Raw genomic sequence first — 19,823 nt, 5'->3', positions numbered from 1 at the left:
TCACATTTATACGACAGCAGTTCATTACCTGAAACGTTACGTCAGTAAGGAAGGTTGCATGTTTCTTCCAAATAGCCAAAAAAAGTGATAAAAGCCCGCTCCTCAAGGAACGGGCCTTCAATCCAACACCTATTGAAAAAGCGGCTTAACTAAACCGGGAAATGCAGGATTGAATCATCTGCGGCAAATTCGGGATATCCCGTTCCGTCACAAACAGGCTGATTTTCGTTTCGTCCATATCCATGGCCTCCGCCAGGAATCCGCTTAATCCTCTTGCCCTCCGGTCGATTTCCATAATGACTTTGACGCCATCCGCTTGCGGCAGAAACACCACTTCAAGCTCATCCAGCCTTTGGCGGTTCGCGCCATTCACGGGCACGAATTCGAACTCCTGCACAAACGGCAGGCGATTGCGGAAAATGCCCGATGCCTGTTCGCAATTGGCGTAGTGCAATTGAAAGCCCAGGGAATGAACCGCATTCAAAAAGGCGGATACCAGCGGTGTTGGAGAAATGGCGATGTAATCCCGGTCGGACGAATCGACGGCGTTTTTAATATCCAGCCCCGTTTGGACCCAGACGCGGGTTTTTCCCAAAGTGAGCGGGGTATCCAATGGCAGGATGAAGGAAAAAGGAATGTCTTTCTCTTCGTCCGGTTTCAGCGTAAACGACCGGGTAAGCTGATAGCTTCCCAGCTCCGCATGGGACGTAATCGTACTGTCATTGGATTCGCGTTCATAGGTCGTAAACAATTTAAGAAAAATACTATCGATCGTCTGCTCGACATTACCTCCCTTAATGCGGACAACCCCCTCAACGGGTTCGCCAGGGATCAACTGGTCGTGGTAAAGCACGGTATCCACCTTGGCGGAACCGATTCCAACACTGGCCAGCAATTTGTTTACGAATGACATCATACCCCTCGCTTTCAATAATTTAGGATAAATATAGCACAAGACGACGCATAATTGGGATAACCTTTGAGCAAAATTTTGAAGTAAATAAAATTAACAGTTATGGAGGGTTTACCAACCGATGAATACTCTTGGCGCACATGAGGTTATGGAACTGCATGAAGTAATGAACGATGCCATTCACGGATTGAATACATTGCAGTTGTTCCGCCCGCACGCAAAAGACCCGCAATTGCAAACGATGATGAACAACCACCTGCACGCCTGCACGATGGAATACAACAACCTGGTGCAAATGGCTCATCAATTGGGAGCTTCCGAAGCGATGCCGGCCCGCGCCCAAAAAACACTGCCGGATATGCGGATGAATCCGGCCGATATGTCGTTCCAACCGATGTATGGACTACGCAATCCGCAAACCCAAACCCCCGCCCAAAGCAGCGATCAAATCGATGACATGGACGTAGCCCTCTGTCTGATTACGTGTCACAAGCAAACAGCCGCTTTAAAAATGAAGGCCACCCTGGAAATGGCCAACCCGACGCTGCGCCATTTCATGCAAACTTGCGCAAACAAATCGGCGGACATGGCTTATGAAGGCTTCCAATACGCCAACCAAAAGGGATACTATCAAATCCCGACGTTGAAAGACACGACGATGAACACCTACATGCATTCCTACGGTACCGCTCCAATGATGGGCAACCTGGGCAACCTGGGCAACCTGGGCAACCTGGGCAACCAACAGTCCGGTCAGCAATACATGTAGTGCGCTGGTCGCCGAAACCCCAGCTATAAAAGAAGCCGCCCCAGGCGGCTTCTTCTATTCTTTCTCTCCATTATTTTTTCCGGACGCGACACGCTCTTTCAACTGATCATACAATTTTTGCGTCAACACCGGCTCCTCTTCATTGTAAAAAATATACCCTTCCTCCAGCTTGATCCGGATAAATGGGGGACGGTCCTTAAAAATGTACAGCCTGGCATCGCCCAAACCCTTCAAGCGGAAATGACCGCGTGCATGCCGTTCGGTCGCTTCCCCGTTGATCTTTATCCCTGATGCAGGCAGCTCGTCGACAAGGGCCAATTCCCGGATGTCTTCCGCACGGAAGTCGTAAGAATACATCGGATAATCGATTTCAATGCGATTTTCCGCGGAAAACCGCAGTTCGGGCGATATGAGTTCGGAACGGATAAGCATAAAGGAAACTCCGACAAGCACCGAGGCGGTCAGACCGAGAATGCCCCAGACGAGTATTTTTCCGGTCAAGGTCGCAGTGTTAACGGTTTCGCCCAGCCCCACTCGCTTGGGAACGAAAATACTCTTGTCATAAGGATTATGATAGGTAAACCCGTTGGCCCAGTACTCATCGTCATCCGTTACAAGGACTTTTCCTTCCTGAGCCAGCACATCCCGCTCAAGCGTGCGGATTCTACGGTAGGCGTACATTACCATCGCGCAGGGCACCGCTGTGAACAACAGGGTAATCGCCACCCAGTTTGCGGCCATTCCGGCACCCGCGCGAAGCGCGAGCAAAGTGATCAAATAAAAATGGATATTCTCCACGATCGCAACCGCAAGCCATAATAAAGAGAGCACTCTCCTTCTGGCCTGATTCAGACCGATATTTATTTCACTGTTCTCGCTGTACACTTTGGCTCTGGTTCTTCGCATCAGCAAGGAGACCAGGAAAAGCAAGGCCGTGACAACGAGTCCACCGGAGGCGATGCCGAGAAGCCGGATTTCCTCGCGGGCAGCCAACAGCATTATTCCTGTGGCCATGGCCACAGGAAGGACAAACAGCCACAAGGAAGCGGACTTCCGGTTTTTCAACCGGGCCACCCGCAAATCGCCCATAACCACCCGCTTCGGCCCCACAAACCAGTCCTGTTCGCGCTTTAAAGCCAGCATCTGCCGGAACGCCTTGCGGAAAGGCAGGGCCATAACGATGAGAAAGACCGGCAACCACATCAAAAAGCAAACGATCTGATAGGCCATATGGCCGCGAAGGAGCAGCACGGGAACAAACATCAGCACCATGCCGAGGCCGGTCATCCTGAACCGCTTGCGGAAACCGGCTTGAATCCTTGCCGTCTCCGGATGCTCCATCGCATGGGCAGGCAATGTCACGGCAAACAACATACCATTATGGTATTTGGCCTGCGGACCATATGTGGCAAGGAGTACGATATAACAGAGCAAGGCAACGCCCGATAACAACACAGTAAAAATAGGAATCAACTCATTTCATCAGGGAATTAAAGTTGATAGCTCATTTTCGAAAAAATCCGTGCGCAAAGCTGCTGAAAACACGATTGGTCAACTCCCCGGATCGTCGCTTGGGCGATAAGCAATTCGAGCTTTTCCTCCAATTCCGCTTCCGGGGCGGAATCACCCTTACGCCGCTGTCGGGCGTTCACTTTGGCTCCATGGCGGCGATCAATCGCAATGTATCCTTCCTGTTTCAGCAGCGCATAGGCTTTATTGACCGTCATCGCGTTGATCCCCAGGTCGTCAGCCAACTGCCGGACCGTGGGCAGTTTCTCCCGCTCCGCCAGTTCCCCGGTAGCAATCCCGATAATAATCTGATTGCACAGCTGTTCATATAAAGGAGTCTCGTTATCCAAATCTAATGAAATCAGCATGGACGGGCACCTCCCAGTATGTTGGTTTTTTGTATTATATATATTAATACAGATAATACTTAAAATCCAGATCGTTCCACTTCGCCCTTAGGTCCGGCGAATTCGGAGCTGCCGACGGCCTGTCCTCGTGGCAGTCTCCGGCTCCGGTATTCTAACGGACGCAGTAGCCGCTATTCTTGCAAAAAACGCCTTTTCCGAAATCTAACGGACGCCATAGCGCCTATTTTCCGCCTTTCCTGTTCGGACGGCCAAACCTTGGCTAAATAGGAGCTGGTATTTCCGTTAGGTTTTGACATCGGCCTCTCGGGCAGGAATAGCGGCTATTATTTCCGTTGAAAAAGTTGAATCTCGCCTCTCCCCGTCTCCACGCTTCACTCCCGCAGTTGCTCCTGCACCTCCAGGTACAGCACCTGCAGAAATTTCTTGATGTTCACCTTTACTTTGCCGTCCTTGCGCCCTTGTTCCAGATCCTTCATCTTTTGGCGTACTTCCGCAAAGTCAAAATAGAGCGGCGCGTAATATTCGAACTTCGGGTGGCCGTAGTCGGTCAGCCCGAGGGAGGCCAGATGGCTGATCCCGACGGTCAAGGCGCGGCGCAAGCGCTGCTCGATCGCCTTGATTTCCCTTTCGGGGTCGGCCGAATCCCGAGTTCCGCCGGTACCGGCCACGGCCCGGTAGATCTCCCGCAGCGGCGGAAACCCCGCCCGCGGCCCCTCCATCAGCCATTCCAGAATCGCGATGATATCGCGGCTCCCGCTCTCGCCGATCATTCCCATGCTCATCAGAATGGGCTGCACGGCGTCCTTCACGGTTCTGCGGGCGACGGAACCCCTCATGGGAGCCGGGCCGCCGGCAGCTTCTCCGGCATATGGCCTGCCGGATATTATCCCGGGTCCCTCCGACACCGCCAGCGCCCGCTGCATTCCCTCCAGCTTCGCCAGCGAGGAGCGGATTTCCGTGAGATAGCGGTTCACCGTCCAGCGCTCCGACACCTTCCGCAGCACCGCTTCAACCTCGATCCGATTGATCGGTTTGCGGATGAAAAACTCGATTCCCGTCCGGTACGCGCGCCCTACCATATCCTGATTTTCAATTTGCGAAATCATGACATACCTTGCCCCGCAGCCCCGGCTTTGGAGCAGGGAGATCGTTTCGATGCCGTCCTGATCGGGCATCAGCAGATCCATCAGCACGACGTCGGGCAACTGTTCCAGAATCATGCGGGTGCCTTCCGCGCCGCCTGCGGCCATGCCCACGACCTCGCCGAGCCGGCTCCCTTCGATGATATGCTGAAGCATGCGCCGGGTACCCCGGTCATCGTCCACAATGCAAAAGGAAAGCGCCATCGTTCAATCCCCTCTCTTGATCGTGATCGTCGGAATCGCGACTTCAAATACCGCTCCCGGTCCCGCGACCGGTGCTCTCACTTCAACCCGTCCGCCAAAAGCACTCACAATATCCCGGACATGCGATAATCCGATGCCGGTGGCCGCGGCCCCCTCCTCATCGAATTTCGTGGTGAAGCCCGGCTCAAAGAGGAGATCCCTATCTCCCTCCTCAAAGCCTCGTCCGTTATCCTGCACCACGATCCAGGTCCGGCCCTGCGCCTCAAAAATCCGCAGCCCCACCGTTCCGCGTCCTTCGATCGCCTCCACCGCGTTCGCCAACAGGTTGTTGAGCAGCGTAAGCAGCGGAATGTAACGGTTCGTCCGGTAGTTGGCCGTCACCATTTGCTCGAAACTGATTTCCTTGCCCAGCATCCGGGCATACTCGGCGTTGCTTTTGAGCAAAAAATCGGCCATCTGCGCAAGCCGCATGTCGGCTGCGGCGTCCTCCTGCTCGGACAGCTTCAGCAGCCCGGCCAGAATGCGCTGCGAATCCTTCTTCACCTCGTGAATTTGCTGCGTGATATCCAGCAGCCGCCTGGCGTGCGCGATTCGGCCGTCCTGCTTAAGGTCGCGGTACAGCCCGTAGCTCTCCGCCGTCAGCCGCTCCACCGTGTCGACCGATTTGCGCAGGTAAAATACCTCGCCATACAACCCCGAGCCGAAGCCAAGCATCTGGTCGATCCGCCGCTGCTGCTCCGCCTGGACGGCGCGCATCCGGTAAATCGCCATACTGCTGTAGATGCCGGTCGCGAAATACGTTCGGAGCACGGCGATCAGGGACAGGTACGCCCACTCGCTCAAGTGGAAGGAAGAAGTGCCGAGGACGAGCATGCGGGTCAGCAGTTCCGCTTCATTGGAAATAAAGTCGGCGCAGGCCGCCGCGCCGCCCAGCAGCAGCGGATGGACGCGGTCCAGCCGGCGCACGAAGGATAAAGCCGCCCCGAAGGCGATATAATACACGGCCGCGGAAATATGGTTGCAGAAGCTTTGAAGCGGGGGAGCGTGATTCGGCCAGAGCACATCCAGCGCCACGCGAAACAGCAGGACGACGGCCCCCGTCGCCATGCCGGTCTTCAGGCAAGGGAGGTCGCGGAGAAGAAGGAGGAACAGGAGGAAGGCGCTGCTCCCCAAGGCAATACGAAAAATATCGCCGTCAAACGGATTGATTTTAAATTCGCCGGCGATCGCCGTACCCGCAGCCACCAGGAGCATCCGGCCTGCCCGATGGCGAAAAAAAGGCCCCGTCATCATCGCTTCTCATCCCCCGCCGATACGTTGGAACTATACTAGCATACTCCCGTTTTTTTTCAATAAGCACTCTGACATCGGGTGTAACGGCGGGGCTAAACCATCTTGTTCTCCAGCCGCCGGGACAGCAGGGACAATACGTAATTGACGATAAAATAAATGACCGCGCAAAGCAGCAGCACCGGGATCGCATAATTGTAGCTGTGCCCGATAATAATCTGGGCATTGTGCATTAACTCCGCCAAGGCGATCGCCGTGGCGAGCGAGGTGTCCTTGAGCAGGGAAATAAACTGGCTCACCAGAGGCGGCACCATCCGCCGCAGGCCCTGCGGAAGAACGATATGGCGCAGCGTCTGCACCCCGCTCAGCCCCGAGGAACGGGCGGCTTCGATCTGCCCTTTGGGGATCGAGTTCAGCCCGCCGCGGACCACTTCGGAGATCATCGCCATCTCGAACACCGTCAGGGCCGCGATCGCCGCGCCTTCCGGTCCGAGCTGAAGCCCGAGATCCGGCAGCGCGAACCGGCTGAACAGGATGATCAGCAGCAGCGGCAGGTTCCGCAGCAGCTCGACCAGCACCGCCAGGACGGGCGACAGCACCGACACCCGCGCATACCTGGCGATCCCGATCAGGCAGCCGAAGGTGAAGCTGAGCGCGATAGAGATCAGCGCGATTTTCAAGGTCATCCACAGGCCGTCCAACAGAAATACCAAAAACTCGCCCGAATACGCTCCGGCAAAATCCATGCATCTTCCCCTCCTCTCTTCATAAACGCTTAATCATGCCTGGCCAGCTTCCGTTCCAGCACGCGGGAGCCGTAACTCAGCGGCAGCGTGATGATCAGATAAAACATCGCGACGAACAAGTACGTATTGATCGTGTCGAACGTCTCCGTGGCGACCACGTCGCCGTAATACATCAGATCGAACCCGGCGACGATGCTCAGGACGGAAGAGTTTTTGACCAGGTTGATAAACTGGTTGCTGAGCGGCGGAATGACCAGCTTGATCGCCTGGGGCAAAACGACATGGACCATCGTCTGCACGTAGCCGAGCCCCGAGGAACGGGCCGCTTCCGTCTGACCGGCGGGCACCGCCATAATCCCCGCCCGGATCGCCTCCGCGATAAAAGCGGACGTGTACACGGCCAGTCCCAGCGTCCCCGCCGCAAAGCCGCTTAAGGTCACGCCCATTGAAGGCAGCCCCAAATAAAACAGGAACACGACCAAGAGCAGCGGAATGTTGCGAAAAAACTCCACGTACCCCGTCCCGAACCAGACCAGCGGACGAAGCCGGGTGATCCGGAATACGGCGATGATGACGCCGAGTACGAAGCTTCCGGCCAAACCGAGCAGGCTGGCCCAAATCGTATTGAGAAAGCCGCGCAGAAACGGTTCCATATTTTCGGTCAATACGGTAAAATCCATCGATGTCTCACCCCCTGGATTGAAGGGAAGGTTAGGCGGTCATCCCGCCCCTCCTCCCCTGGAACTCGTTTACTCCGCAGGCTTCTTCCCGATCCATTTCTCGTAAATCGCCTCGTACTCTCCGCTCTCCCGCATCGCTTTCAGCGCGTCATTGACCGCTTGCACCAGTTCGGCGCTGCCCTTGCGGAAGGCAATCCCGTACGGCTCATCGGTGAACGGTTCCCCGACGACCTCAAAATTCGGGTCCTGCGCCGCCATGCCGTACAGAATCGCATCGTCCGTCGTCAGCGCATCGCCCTGCCCCGCTTTCAGCGCGCTGAAGGCATCCTGGTAATTGTCGAATTCCAGAACCGTGATGCCGGGCACCTTTTCTTTGATATTTTTCACGGAGGTGGCGCCCTTGGAGCTCATCACCTTGGTCTCCGCGCTCACATCCTCAATCCCCCGGATCGGGCTCCCCTTCTTCACCAGCAGCGACTGTCCGGCTTGAAAATACACGTCCGAAAAATCCACTTCCTTCTTCCGCTCCTCCGTGATCGTCATCGTGGCCACGACCATGTCGATTTCCCCGTTATTGAGCATCGGAATCCGCGTCTTGGACGTCACTTCTTTAAACTCCACCTTGCTCGCGTCGCCCAAAATCCGCTTGGCCAGTTCCTTGGAGATGTCGATGTCGAATCCCTCCACATTCCCGGAGGACGGGTCCTTCAAACCGAACAGCTTGGTGTCGAACTTCACCCCGACGACCAGCTTGCCCCGCTCCTTAATGGCGGCGAGCCCGCCTTCTTCCTTTTTGCCTCCGCAACCGGCCAGAACGGTCATCATCAAGCACGTCGCCAGGCCGAGCGAGATCATTTTCCAATGTTTTTTCATGAATTCCCTCTCCTTTATCATCAAAATAGCCTCTCCGCCTGCGGACCCCGCCGCCGGGCAAAGCCCCGATTCTAGTGGCTCAGCAATCGGCCGAGGAACGTCTTCAGCCGCTCTTCCTGCGGCCGGTCGAAAAACGCCTCCGGCTCGCTCTCCTCGAGGATTTGACCCTGGTCCATAAAAACAACCCGGTCCGCCACCTCGCGGGCGAAGCCCATTTCATGGGTCACGACGACCATCGTCATCCCCTCGCGCGCCAGTGCTTTCATCACGTCCAGCACCTCGCCGACCATCTCCGGATCGAGCGCCGAAGTCGGCTCGTCGAACAGCATGATTTTCGGCTTCATCGCCAGCCCCCGGGCGATCGCCACCCGCTGCTGCTGACCGCCGGACAGCTGGGACGGATAGGCGTTCGCTTTGTCGGCGATGCCCACCTTCTCCAGGTAATACATCGCCGTATCGGCCGCCTCCGCCTTGGACAGGCCCAGCACTTTGATCGGTGCCAGGGTGATGTTATCGAGGACTTTCTTATGGGGATACAGGTTAAAATGCTGAAACACCATACCGATATCCCGTCTGACGCGATTGATGTCGATCTTTCGGTCATGGATCTGTACCCCGTTTACCGTCAGCAGGCCGCTCGTAATCGTCTCCAGCCGGTTGATGCAGCGCAGCATCGTGCTTTTTCCCGAGCCGGAGGGGCCCACGACCACAACCACTTCCCCTTCCTCCACGGACAAATTGATGTTTTTTAACACATGAAAATGCCCGTAGTGCTTCTCCACCTGATGAAATTGGATCAGTTTGAGTCCCTCCCTTCTAAAAACCGCCATATGCCTGGACCGATGTTATGATTTGTTACGTAGTAAACCCACCGTACAGGAACGACTACGGAATCCTACGGCATCCTACGGAAAAATCCGTTAAAAATTGTGATAACCGTTTGTTATGAGGGTGATAAAACGGGAGGAAAGCGCTGGCAATAACGCCCTGTGGGAGGTTTGCGCCTGTGGAAGGGTTCATTGAAAAATCCGGGCCGGATGCTTACAATCGAACCAAGAGATTTGCAGAGGGGATACAGCAATGTATGAATTAACGCCGGTTCAGGCTCAAAACATAGTGGACAAGATGATGAAGGACATTCCGTATAACATCAACATTATGGATCATACGGGCAGAATCATCGGCAGCGGAAACAAGGAACGGATCGGTACCCTGCATCATGGCGCCGTGGAGGCGATCCGGCAAAAAAAAGGCGTCGATATTACGGAGGACGAGCGATTCGTCAAAAAGGGCATCAACCTGCCGATCGAATTGAACGGCCGCATTGTCGGCGTGGTGGGAATCAGCGGCGAGGTGGCGGAAACGAGGCCGTTCGGGAATCTTTTGCGTTCCGCGGTGATCCTGCTCATCGAGCAGAGTATGGCCCTCGAGCGGGAAAACCTGAAAAACGCCCTGAAGCAGGAGTTTTTTCAGGTCATCACCGATCCGGAGACCGCCTATACCAAGGAACTGGCGGAACAGGCCTCGGTCTACGGGATCCAGTTGGCGAAGCCTTCCCGGATCATATATATGGAAGCGCCGGATGAGATGGCCGAAGAGCCGGTCGCCGATCTCGCTTCCTTCAAGCCGTCCGGCCACTCGCTCTGCCTCGTCATTCAAGAGGACGGCCCGGTGGAGGCGCTTCAGGAGCGAATCGCCGGCCTGTATCCGGAAGCGTTCATGACCGTCAGCCACCGCAACGAGACGGTCGCAGCCGGATACAGCCAGGCCAGGTCGGCGATGCGCGTGCTGAAGGGGGTCTTTTTTCAGCGAAAAAGACTGGCCTATGCCGAGTGCGAATTCATCGCGGATATGGCGAAGCTGCAAAAGCAAAAGAACGACCCCAAAGCCGAAAGGCTCGCTCATTTGCTCGAGAAGAACGAAGAGCTGATCCGAACGCTCCAGGTCTACCTCCAGTGCAACCTGAATGCCAATGAAACGGCAAACCGGCTCATCATCCACCGCAATACGCTGAATTACCGGTTAAGCCGGATCCATAAAACGACGGGGAAAGATCCGAAGAATCTGCTGGAGCTTGTGGAGCTGTTGTTTATGCTGGTTTACCGGGCAAAATAATAGGACGTCCGCCGGATTCGGTGGACGTCCTTTTTTATGAGTTCTATTTTAACAAGCGGGCGATGCTTTCCGCCGTACGGGCCACATTTCCCCGGCCCCGCGCAAGCAGGCTTTCGAGATCGGAGGCTCCGGGCACGATGCCGAAAATGGCGTCAAACCCTTCCTCGTACAACGCCTCCACATCTTGGCCCACATACCCGGCCAGGGCGATCACCTTCATCCGTGGATTCACGCTTTTGGCGGCCTGGGCCACCCCGTAAGGCGCTTTGCCGAACTTGGTTTGGAAATCGATACCGCCCTCGCCCGTAAAGCAGTAATCCGCCTGCCGGAGTTTTTCTTTCAAGCCGGTATATTCAATCATGATTTCTATGCCCTTCTTCATCGTCGCCTTGGTGAAAGCGAGTAGCCCGGCTCCCAGTCCGCCTGCGGCCCCCGCTCCGGGAACGTCCGCCACCTCGATTCCCAGCTGCTCTTTGACGATGCTGCTGTAGTGTCGCAAATTGTGGTCGAGAACCTCCACCATCTTCGGGGTGGCTCCCTTTTGCGGGCCGAACACCGCCGAGGCTCCGCGCTCTCCGCAAAGCGGGTTCGTTACATCGGACGCCACCAGAATGTGGATGTCCTTGAGCCCCGGGAGCACGCCGGACGTATCGATCCGCTCCAGTTCGCCCAGGAATCCTCCGCCCAGCGGCAGTTCCTCGCCGGATTTATCGAGAAACCGATATCCAAGCGCCTTGGCCATCCCCGTGCCGCCATCATTCGTGGCGCTTCCGCCGATGCCGAGAATAATTTCCGTAATGCCTCTTTGGAGGCAGTCCCGAATGAGCTCCCCCGTTCCGTAGGTGGTCGTAATCAGCGGGTTTTTGGTCTCCTTGGTTACATGGTGGATCCCGCTGGCGGACGCCATTTCAATAACCCCCGTCTTTCCGTCGCCCAAAATGCCGTATTGTGCAAGCACCGGAGTGCCGAGCGGGCCGGTCACCTCCTTCTGAATCAAAGTGCCACCGGTGGCGTCGATCAGAGACTGGACGGTGCCTTCTCCGCCGTCCGCCATGGGGACATGGATGCATTCCGCGTCGGGGATCGCCCTTTTGATCCCGGTTTCCATCGCCTCGCACACTTCTTTTGCCGTCATGCTTTCTTTAAACGAGTCCGGTGCCAGTACAAATTTGGTTGCCACCCGCGTCCACTCCCTTGTCTTTTTATAAAATAAATCCGTAAAGCACAACCGCTACAATCGTCATCGTCAACCCGACCATACTTTCGAACAGAACGACCTTCATTCTGTCCTTCATGCTCATGTTCATCGCGCCCCGGGTCACGTGGAAGTAAGTGCCGTGCGGCAGATGGTCGATGACCGTCGCCCCGGCATGCGTCATAACCGCGGCGGATAAAGGCGCTACGCCGGTATTCAGAATCGCATGGGAGAAAGAACCTGTCGCCAAGATGACGCCGGTAGACGTCGAGGCGGTGGCCGCGGCCATCAGCACGCCGGCGATCGGAGCCAGGAAGGTGCCCGACAATCCCGAAGATTCGACAAGCGCCACCACTTGTGCCGGCAGGGTCGAAGCGGTAATCAGGCCGCCGATGGCCCCGGCGCCGATGATGATGAGAATCGTGGGGGTCATCCGGTTCAGGCCGGCCCCGCAGTAATCCAAAATTTTAGTGCGCTTGCCCAATGCCAGCGTTCCGACGATCCCCGCAAAAGGCAGGATGAACAAGGAATCGATTTTTAACGAAGCCAGGGCGTCGATACCGAGCATCGAACCGATCGGACTGATCATGAGCAGCACGATCGCGATGAGCGGGGTGACCAAAGCTTTCGATAAAGCGGGAAGCTGCGTGGCGTTGGTTTTTTCCAATTCCTCGACTTCGGCATCCGTCACTTTAGTCCCTTTATATTTGATTAAAGAAGCAATGATGACAGCCACAGCCACCCCGAACAGCGCCGGGATCAATCCGCCGATCATAACCTGGTTCACATCCAGCTGAAACCCGCCGGCCGCCGCAATCGTGTTCGGGTTCGGGGAAATGATGTTCCCGGCCTTGCCGCCCCCCGATAAAGCGACCAGCATGGCCACTTTGGAATAGCCCATCTTATGACCGACCGACAGAGCGATCGGGGCGACGATCAGTACCGCAACGGGGATGAAAACCCCTACGGCCGTAATAATCATCGTGGCCAGGGCCAGCGACAACATGGCTTTCGTTCCCCCCAGCTTGTCCACAATGACCTTGGCGATCGTTTCCGCCGCTCCCGACTCCATCATCACCCCCGCGAACACGCCGGCCGCGATGATCCGGACGACCGTGCCCATCACGCTTTGGGTTCCGGAGATCAGGATGCCGACGGCTTCCGCAAAGTCCGCCCCGCCGATAAAAGCGCCTGCAATCGCCCCCAAAATCAACGAATACGTGGGTGCGAGCTTTAACAAAATCAATATAATGGCCAGCGCCAAACCGATCAACGCGCCAATCCAGCTTATCTCAATTGCTGCTGTCATGATAGTTCCTCCTTGTCGATTTTCTTCTCTTAACCGGTTTCTCTATTTCCGGCTTCTCTATTCGCTCTTGTAGTAAGTTTCACATGTACTGGTTGCCGAATTAATGCATGCCGTCTCTATGCGCTTCGTTTTGCAACCCCTTTCATCTATCGTTGTAAAGCCCTTTCATTTGGATACGCTTTCAGTATAAGAGCATCTCCGCCTTAGAACAATTGATGAAACTCTGAATAATTTTGTGCATATGCACAAGTGGTGAAAAGCTTCATTATGGTTCATTATTAGCTCGCTTCCCTGTTATATTTTCGGATTGGCGGGAAAGCTGATGACTAGAAGACCCTGTGTCGTCCATTTTGTGCCAAAGGAGTCATGCCCATGTCATCCCCTTTTCCCGAAATGTCGTGCAAGTTGGTGAGAGAACCGTTTCACGACCCTAAACTCCTGGCGTCGATCTGGGGGCAGCCTTGGGGCGCGGGCAATCCGGTCGGGCGAATCGACCGGATCCTCATGCACCGCCCGGGTGAAGAGGTGCTGAAACTGCACGGGGCAGCCGGACGGATCGAATCCGGGCCGCTCCTGCTGAATCGGATCCGGGGCAGGGGGAGCCAGAACGGCAGCGGAGCCCGCCGAACCTGGACCTCCTCCAGCGTCAGCATGACGGATTAACCTCGGCCCTAGAGAAGGAAGGCGTCCGGGTGGTTCCCCTGGAGGGTCCCGCGGATGCCTGGCCGGAAGCCATGTTTACCCGGGACCTCGGGATGGTCATCCCCGGCGGGGTGGTGCTATCCCGCTTCGCGTTATATATCCGCTACGGCGAGACCCGCCTGGCCGCGCAAACCCTCAGCCGGATAGGCATGCCGCTCCTCGGAAGCGTTCAGGGGCACGGCTTCGCCGAGGGCGGGAGCTTCATTATGCTGGACCGGCGAACCGCCGTAATCGGGCGTTCGGAGCGCGTGAATCCCGAGGGCATCCACCAGCTTCGGCAGATTTTGGCGCTGCAGGAGATCGAGCTGCTTACGGTCGACCTGCCGGCCTCGATCATCCATCTCGACGAGGCCTTTTTGATGGTCGACCGGAACAAGGCGCTGGTGAATATCTCGCTCCTGCCCTATTGGTTCCTGCACGAGCTGGATCGGCGGCACATCGAGCTGTTCCATGTCGACCCGCAGGACCCCTTGCTCACGATCAATGCGCTGGCCCTCTCGCCCGGCAAGCTGCTGTTCTCCGCCGACGGCGCACACACGATGGACCTGCTGTCGCGGCACGGTATCGAGGTCATCCCGGTGGAGGTATCCGAGATTACCAAAATGGGCGGCGGCATTCACTGCTGCACCCTGCCGCTGATCCGGGCGGCCGTGGAGTAGAGCCGATCCGGCGCGATGATGCCGGTGAGGGCAGCAGCCGACCGGAAGGGTTGGTAAGGTAAAGAGGTAGGATAGGTAGGATAGGTAGGATAGGTAGGATAGGTAGGTAGGTAAGGTAGAGTAAGTAGGTAGGGGGTAGGTTGGGCAAATAGGTCGGGTAGGTTTGCAGGTGAAGACGTATCGATACGGTCGGGCAAAAAGATGCAAATGTGCAGGAATTTTTCCCCTCTCGAAGGGCCCGAAGCGAAATAAATGCAAAAATGCAGGAATTTTTAGCGATTTAGCTCCAACGGGGCGATTTCGCTGAAAAAGCCTGCAGATTTGCAGGAATTTGCGCAGACCGGGCTTACAGCCTGGGAAAAACCTGCAGATTTGCAGGAATCTCACTCCCGGGCGTCCGCCCCAAGCGAAAAAGGTTTCCTTAAGACATTTAACTACATGTCCTAAGGAAACCTTCATGGATTTAACTACCGGTATGCCATGCCGCTTACCGGTTTAGGGCTTCCAGCAGCCGGTAGACCGCCGCGGCGGCTTCGGCGCGGGTCACCGCCTGATCCGGACGGAAGCTGCCGTCCGGATCACCCATCAACAGGCCCGACTCGAGGGCCGCCTTGACGGATGGCGCCGCCCAGGCCGGGATGCTCGCCGCGTCGGCCGCATTTCCGCCGGTGCCGGTCGCAGCCGCACTGGACCGGGCCTCGGCCGGGAGCGCCTGGGCCAGCATGACGGCCAGTTCGGCGCGGGTCAAGGCTTGGCCCGGGCTGAAGAGGAGCTTGCCGCGCGCTCCCGCGCCCTTGACCAGCCCGGCCTCAAAGGCCGCCGCGGCCTGTTGCTTCGCCCAGACCGGAATTTCGCGGTCATCGGCGAACGGGGTGGCCGAACCGGCCGCGCTTAACCCCAGCGCATCCACCAGCATTTTGGTGAATTGCGCCCGGGTTGCCGGTTCATTCGGATGAAACTCCCGATCCCCAGACCCCTGGATCACCTGCATCCCGATTAACCGATACGCAAACGGCTGCGCCCAATGCCCCTTCAAATCCGGCAATTCCGCCGGTTGATAGCTGAATACGGCATACTTGGCGAATGGACGCACGTCCGCTGTCACCGTTCCGTTTCCGGTATCCATACCGCCGAGGAAGATCCATTTGGCTTGACGTTCATCGTAGTAGTAAATGGCCGGAACGCGGTTGTCCGCTAAACCTTCCGCTTCATAATTCAGGGTAAGCTTCGCCGGCGGGTTAAAGACAGACACCGCGCTGCCCTCAGCGGTTTTCTCCAGAGCGACTACAGGACTGATGCGGCTGAGATGGCCCGCTGGCGGTGCCGACGCCGCCGGAACGACCGATGCCGTCAAACGGCTGGCCGAACGGCCCGGCTGGGCCGGTGCCTCGATGGACATCACGCCGGAAATTTGAGCGCGTGCGCCCTGTCCGGCAGGCCATTCCACGTCCACACGGCTACCGCTTTCGTTCATCCCCACCGGCTGCTCATGGCCGGGGTTCTTGTCGCCGGTGGAGGCGGAGCCGCCGCTGCCCGAGCTGCCGCTGCCGCTTGACCCACTGCCGGAACCGCCACCGGATTCACCACCGGAGCCGCTGCCCGAATTGCCGCCGGAATGACCCCCGCCCGCGCTAACAACCACCGTGCGGATGACCTCTTTTGCCGGATTGCCCGCCAAATCGCTCACATGATACTTCAAAGTATAAGTTCCGGCCGCCTGTGTATTCACCGTTCCGGTAATTTGCACCTCGCCGGCCAAGTCGATATTATCTGAGGCATCCGCCCCCGCCTCCTCATAAGCCGCTCCAACCCCCAGGTTCACGGTTGGCGTTCCTCTGAGCGTAATCACCGGAGCCGCCCGGTCGATGTTCACTTGCAGTTCCTGTGTTTTTTGCAGATGTAAATTATCGGTGGCCTGGTAGGTGAGCGTATGCCGCCCCTCTTCGGCGATCTCAATCTCGTCCCGAGGCGTGTAAGGCACAAAAGACCCCTCGTCCAAGGACAGCTTCAACTCGACCTCCGTTACCGGATTCGAATAAACGGCGTATACGCTGGAGACGACGCTTTGATTCGTCCATTGACCGCTGGCGTATGCCGCTCCGTCCGCCGTTTTCATGGAGGCGCTCAGCGTCGCGGGGGACGTATCGCCGAACCCTTTGACCGTGACGACAAACGTTTTGTGCTCCGTCACCGTTCCCCTTGTGATAGTGGCCGTCAACGTCACCTCCGTATCCTCCGCCGGATAACGGACCAGCAAACGGCCGTCCTGGCCGATCAGCTGTGGATGGGAGCTGTCCCATTGAACGGTAACGCCATGCTCGCCCCGCACGGGGAGCTCCAAATCGTCGACGACCGCGCTCGTACCGCCCAGACTGAGCTTAGCCGCGGTATCGTCCACCGCCTGCCGGTCGCTGTACGGATCGACGTTCACGAAAATCGGATTGGAATAAAACCAAAGATCGGAGAAGTTCCGCCGGTTGATCTCCTCAAACCGGGTCTCGTTATCCGCGGTCGTGTTTTTCACATCGACCAGCGGCTCGCCGTTGCTCGTCTCCCCGGGGACATCCGTACCCAGGTCAGTCCCCCGCAGGCGGAAGTATTTGTTCTTCTCGGCCGGTCCCAGTTTATAGGTGATGACATGGTAGCCATCCTCATCCGTCGTCCAGTCCTGGCTCGTGAACCGCTTGATCACTTTCGTCGTATCGTTGGTACTCTTGGTATACTCCGGAGTGCCGGGCTCAGCATAGCCGGTCACGTCGCCGGCGATCAGATCCACATGGTCCACCTGCACCGGATCCCCGTTATGGTTGCCCGCCGGGCTTTTGAACCGGATGGTGAGTTCCATATCGTCCCCTTCCGTCACTTGCAGTTCTTCTCCCATTTCCGCCTGCCCGCCGGCGCCCGCGATGCGGAAATCCAGTGCGTCGATCAAATCGCCGAAGACGGAAAAAGATTTCCCCGAACGCATCCCTTCCACCACCGCATGCATGTCGGAGCCGTCCACCCAGGTGTAGTTCTTGGAGTAGTCCCCCGGCATGTAACCGCTGGAGTATCGCCGGGTGCCGTCGATATGGAAGTGAAAATCGGAGTTGGCGAAGTTCCAGAACCGTCGGCCTTCACCAAGCAGCGCATCCCATACTCCGCCAAGCTGGGCGACCATGATGTCCGTACCGCCGTAAACCTGAGGCACTTCCCCCCGGTCCGGCGCCATCTGGTTGCCGAGCATGCCTTCGAAACCGAAGGCAATTTCCGGCGCAATGTTGTTGAAATCACGGAGATCCTCGATTTTGAATTCCGCGGAAGTCCCCCGTTTTCTCGAAGGGTGGTTAATAATCATGAAGCTGTCCGGATAATTGTCTTTCATCCACTGCACGGCCTTGCGGGCGTCCGCTTTGGTGCTGTAGGCCCGGCTGTCCCGCGATTTCCATGCCGCGACTTCCGCCGGATCATAATATTTTTCGTCGCGATTCGTAAACAGGTATTCAAAATGACGGATGCCTTCGGCGATCGGGTCGGCCTCCAACCGCTTCGGCAAAATACCGACGCCCACATGATCGTAGGTAGGCATATCCCACTCAAAACCGGTGAATATGATTTTACCTTCGTATTTTCCCGAATCCGCAAGCTGCTTGATTTTGGGAAGCTGGTACAGCTCGATCCCCTTGGACAGCGGGATGGAACCGCCCGGCAAAGCCGCCCCGGTATCGTCGCGTCCCACCATCCGCAAATGGTCGGAGACCCCGATCCAATCCATGTCATTCTGCTCCAGGGCACGATCCAGCACCTTCTCCAACGATTCCTGGGCATCATCGGACAGATAGGTGTGCGTATGGTACTCGCCGATCATCCATTGTCCTCCGCCTTGCAGCGGTTCCGCGGCCCCCGAAGCGGCATAGCTTTTGGAAGGGATAACCGCTCCCGCCGTCAGCAAACTGCCGGCCAAGGTAACGGCCACTGCCCTCTTTAACCAAACTTTTAATTTCATTGAAATGTTGTCCTCCAGTCCGTTCGGAATGATTCCAATGTATCAGCCGGCTGTTAAAATCATGTTCGGGGTAGGTAAAAATTTTCGTCATATGTAAATTGGTGTCAAACTTAAAACCGCCGTCTCGTCCGCCTGTTATTGAAGCGGCCCCCGGCGACTGGTAGAATGTACCTTTAAGCACCTATTTTTCATGCAAGGGAGAGGAATTTATGACAGCCCAACGGCAAGCGGCCCTGCAATCCATGGTGGATTGGCTGGCGCACGAAAACGAGCTCGGGAAGGAGCCGGCCAAAATCGAAATCGCGGGGGAATTCGACCGCCACGACATGCACTATTACGTATTCAAGTACAAAAAAAATCTGCTCGGTAAATGGCTCCTCGGCGTCTGCGGCGGTTATGAGAGCCCGTCCGACACGGAGCATTGCGGTCATATTTTCAGTGAGATGCAGCCTTACGACCCCGCCACCGCCGAAGAGGATGCCATCGCCATGGTGGAGATGATTCGCGCTTATTGGATGCAGCGGGCAGCCGAAATCGAGCAGGCCCAGGCGCAGGCCGGAGCAGGTTCCGATGGGGCGCAGGAGGAGGAAAAATCAGGGGTTTTTAACGGCTTCGTCCTGTTGAATTCCACCGAGTGCGATATGGAGCAGATTAAAGCAAACCTGCTGCAGGATTGGAATATCTCCACCTCCCCGGCCGATGAAGACGAGCCGCCAACCGCCGGGGAAAAAGAGGGTATTCTTGTTTTTGAGGCGGAGGGCTGCATGCTCGCGCTTAGTTTTATCGATGCACCCATCCCGGATGGCGAAGCCGATTATTACGCACAGGGGAACTACCTGTGGCGAGAGGCGGCCGAGGTCACGGCGACCCATGTCGCTCAGATCATCGTCGCCGTATTCAGCAAGTCCGGGTCTCCGATCGATAGCGGCAGATTGTACACGAAGCTGGCCTCCAGCTGCCTGAAGCTTCCGAATGCGGTCGGCCTCTACATGTCCGGTACCGTATTTGAACCCCAGTTCTACCTGGATATGGCGGAGCTTATGAAAACCGAGGATACCGTCCCTTTGATGAACCTCGTTCACTTTGGCCTGGTCGGGAGCGAAAAAGGGCTCAGCGGTTATACTTCCGGGCTGAAGGCTTTTGGCAAGGATGAAATCGAGGTGCTGGACAGCCAGGCGACGCCAGCCGAGCTCCGCGACTTCTTAATCGATATCTCTCTGTATGTCGTAGAGCAGAATGTGACTTTGCGGGATGGGGAAACCATCGGCTTCTCGGCGGAACAGAAGCTGCCGATTGCCCGCTCCGAGGGTGTTTATGTCGAAGGGGAAAGCCTGAAGATTCAGTTTTGAGGTGGAATTGAGATT

17 protein-coding genes are annotated in these 19,823 nt (G+C 56.6%); 5 read left to right on the top strand and 12 right to left on the bottom strand.

Annotated elements, in window-relative coordinates:
- Positions 1-145 precede the first annotated feature (145 nt).
- Positions 146-913, bottom strand: coding sequence for a sporulation protein (locus tag V4U84_RS18185; RefSeq protein ID WP_334077649.1), 768 nt, complete (start codon positions 911-913; stop codon positions 146-148).
- 121 nt (positions 914-1,034) lie between these two features.
- Between V4U84_RS18185 and V4U84_RS18180 the strand changes: the two genes are divergently transcribed.
- Positions 1,035-1,682 (top strand): spore coat protein, encoded by a 648-nt coding sequence (locus tag V4U84_RS18180; protein WP_334077648.1) that lies wholly within the window; start codon positions 1,035-1,037, stop codon positions 1,680-1,682.
- Positions 1,683-1,736: 54 nt separating this feature from the next.
- On the opposite strand, the gene V4U84_RS18175 is transcribed toward V4U84_RS18180, so the two are convergent.
- The 8 genes from V4U84_RS18175 to V4U84_RS18140 form a co-directional block, all read right to left on the bottom strand.
- Positions 1,737-3,155: a DUF5808 domain-containing protein gene (locus tag V4U84_RS18175; protein ID WP_334074234.1), complete on the bottom strand. Its 1,419-nt coding sequence runs from the start codon at positions 3,153-3,155 to the stop codon at positions 1,737-1,739.
- A 17-nt stretch (positions 3,156-3,172) separates the two neighbouring features.
- Complete coding sequence (locus tag V4U84_RS18170; RefSeq protein WP_334074233.1) at positions 3,173-3,559, bottom strand: GntR family transcriptional regulator; 387 nt, start codon at positions 3,557-3,559, stop codon at positions 3,173-3,175.
- A 371-nt stretch (positions 3,560-3,930) separates the two neighbouring features.
- A complete protein-coding gene (locus V4U84_RS18165; protein WP_334077647.1) occupies positions 3,931-4,905 on the bottom strand; it encodes a response regulator in 975 nt (324 codons plus the stop codon).
- Between the two features lie 3 nt (positions 4,906-4,908).
- Entirely contained in the window at positions 4,909-6,198 is a 1,290-nt protein-coding gene (locus tag V4U84_RS18160; RefSeq protein ID WP_334077646.1) for an ATP-binding protein, read from the bottom strand.
- A 92-nt stretch (positions 6,199-6,290) separates the two neighbouring features.
- Positions 6,291-6,941, bottom strand: a complete 651-nt coding sequence (locus V4U84_RS18155) for an amino acid ABC transporter permease (RefSeq protein WP_334077645.1) — start codon at positions 6,939-6,941, stop codon at positions 6,291-6,293.
- Between the two features lie 29 nt (positions 6,942-6,970).
- A complete protein-coding gene (locus V4U84_RS18150; protein WP_334077644.1) occupies positions 6,971-7,621 on the bottom strand; it encodes an amino acid ABC transporter permease in 651 nt (216 codons plus the stop codon).
- A 69-nt stretch (positions 7,622-7,690) separates the two neighbouring features.
- Entirely contained in the window at positions 7,691-8,494 is an 804-nt protein-coding gene (locus tag V4U84_RS18145) for a glutamate ABC transporter substrate-binding protein (protein WP_334077643.1), read from the bottom strand.
- Between the two features lie 71 nt (positions 8,495-8,565).
- Positions 8,566-9,294, bottom strand: coding sequence for an amino acid ABC transporter ATP-binding protein (locus V4U84_RS18140; RefSeq protein ID WP_334074368.1), 729 nt, complete (start codon positions 9,292-9,294; stop codon positions 8,566-8,568).
- 280 nt (positions 9,295-9,574) lie between these two features.
- On the opposite strand from V4U84_RS18140, the gene V4U84_RS18135 reads away from it, so the two are divergent.
- Positions 9,575-10,609, top strand: coding sequence for a CdaR family transcriptional regulator (locus V4U84_RS18135; protein WP_334077642.1), 1,035 nt, complete (start codon positions 9,575-9,577; stop codon positions 10,607-10,609).
- Between the two features lie 43 nt (positions 10,610-10,652).
- On the opposite strand, the gene V4U84_RS18130 is transcribed toward V4U84_RS18135, so the two are convergent.
- Together V4U84_RS18130 and V4U84_RS18125 are read right to left on the bottom strand one after the other, a co-directional pair.
- Positions 10,653-11,789 carry a glycerate kinase family protein gene (locus V4U84_RS18130; protein ID WP_334077641.1) on the bottom strand — a complete coding sequence of 379 codons (1,137 nt, stop codon included), beginning with the start codon at positions 11,787-11,789 and terminating at the stop codon, positions 10,653-10,655.
- Positions 11,790-11,811: 22 nt separating this feature from the next.
- The gene (locus V4U84_RS18125; RefSeq protein ID WP_334074225.1) at positions 11,812-13,113 is read right to left on the bottom strand and encodes a GntP family permease; all 1,302 of its coding nucleotides are present in this window, start codon (positions 13,111-13,113) and stop codon (positions 11,812-11,814) included.
- A gap of 372 nt (positions 13,114-13,485) precedes the next feature.
- On the opposite strand from V4U84_RS18125, the gene V4U84_RS18120 reads away from it, so the two are divergent.
- Positions 13,486-13,776 (top strand): hypothetical protein, encoded by a 291-nt coding sequence (locus V4U84_RS18120; RefSeq protein WP_334077640.1) that lies wholly within the window; start codon positions 13,486-13,488, stop codon positions 13,774-13,776.
- A gap of 29 nt (positions 13,777-13,805) precedes the next feature.
- A complete protein-coding gene (locus tag V4U84_RS18115; protein ID WP_334074223.1) occupies positions 13,806-14,474 on the top strand; it encodes a dimethylarginine dimethylaminohydrolase family protein in 669 nt (222 codons plus the stop codon).
- 487 nt (positions 14,475-14,961) lie between these two features.
- Here V4U84_RS18115 and V4U84_RS18110 read toward each other — a convergent pair whose 3' ends face one another.
- Complete coding sequence (locus tag V4U84_RS18110) at positions 14,962-18,459, bottom strand: S-layer homology domain-containing protein (protein ID WP_334074222.1); 3,498 nt, start codon at positions 18,457-18,459, stop codon at positions 14,962-14,964.
- A gap of 209 nt (positions 18,460-18,668) precedes the next feature.
- Between V4U84_RS18110 and V4U84_RS18105 the strand changes: the two genes are divergently transcribed.
- Complete coding sequence (locus V4U84_RS18105) at positions 18,669-19,808, top strand: DUF4261 domain-containing protein (protein ID WP_334074221.1); 1,140 nt, start codon at positions 18,669-18,671, stop codon at positions 19,806-19,808.
- Positions 19,809-19,823 lie beyond the last annotated feature (15 nt).

The sequence above is a fragment of the Paenibacillus sanfengchensis genome (genome assembly GCF_036864765.1).
GTDB classification, from domain to species: domain Bacteria; phylum Bacillota; class Bacilli; order Paenibacillales; family Paenibacillaceae; genus Fontibacillus; species Fontibacillus sanfengchensis.
Note: the sequence above shows the minus strand (reverse complement) of the source record. Positions and strands in the feature narration are given on the sequence as shown.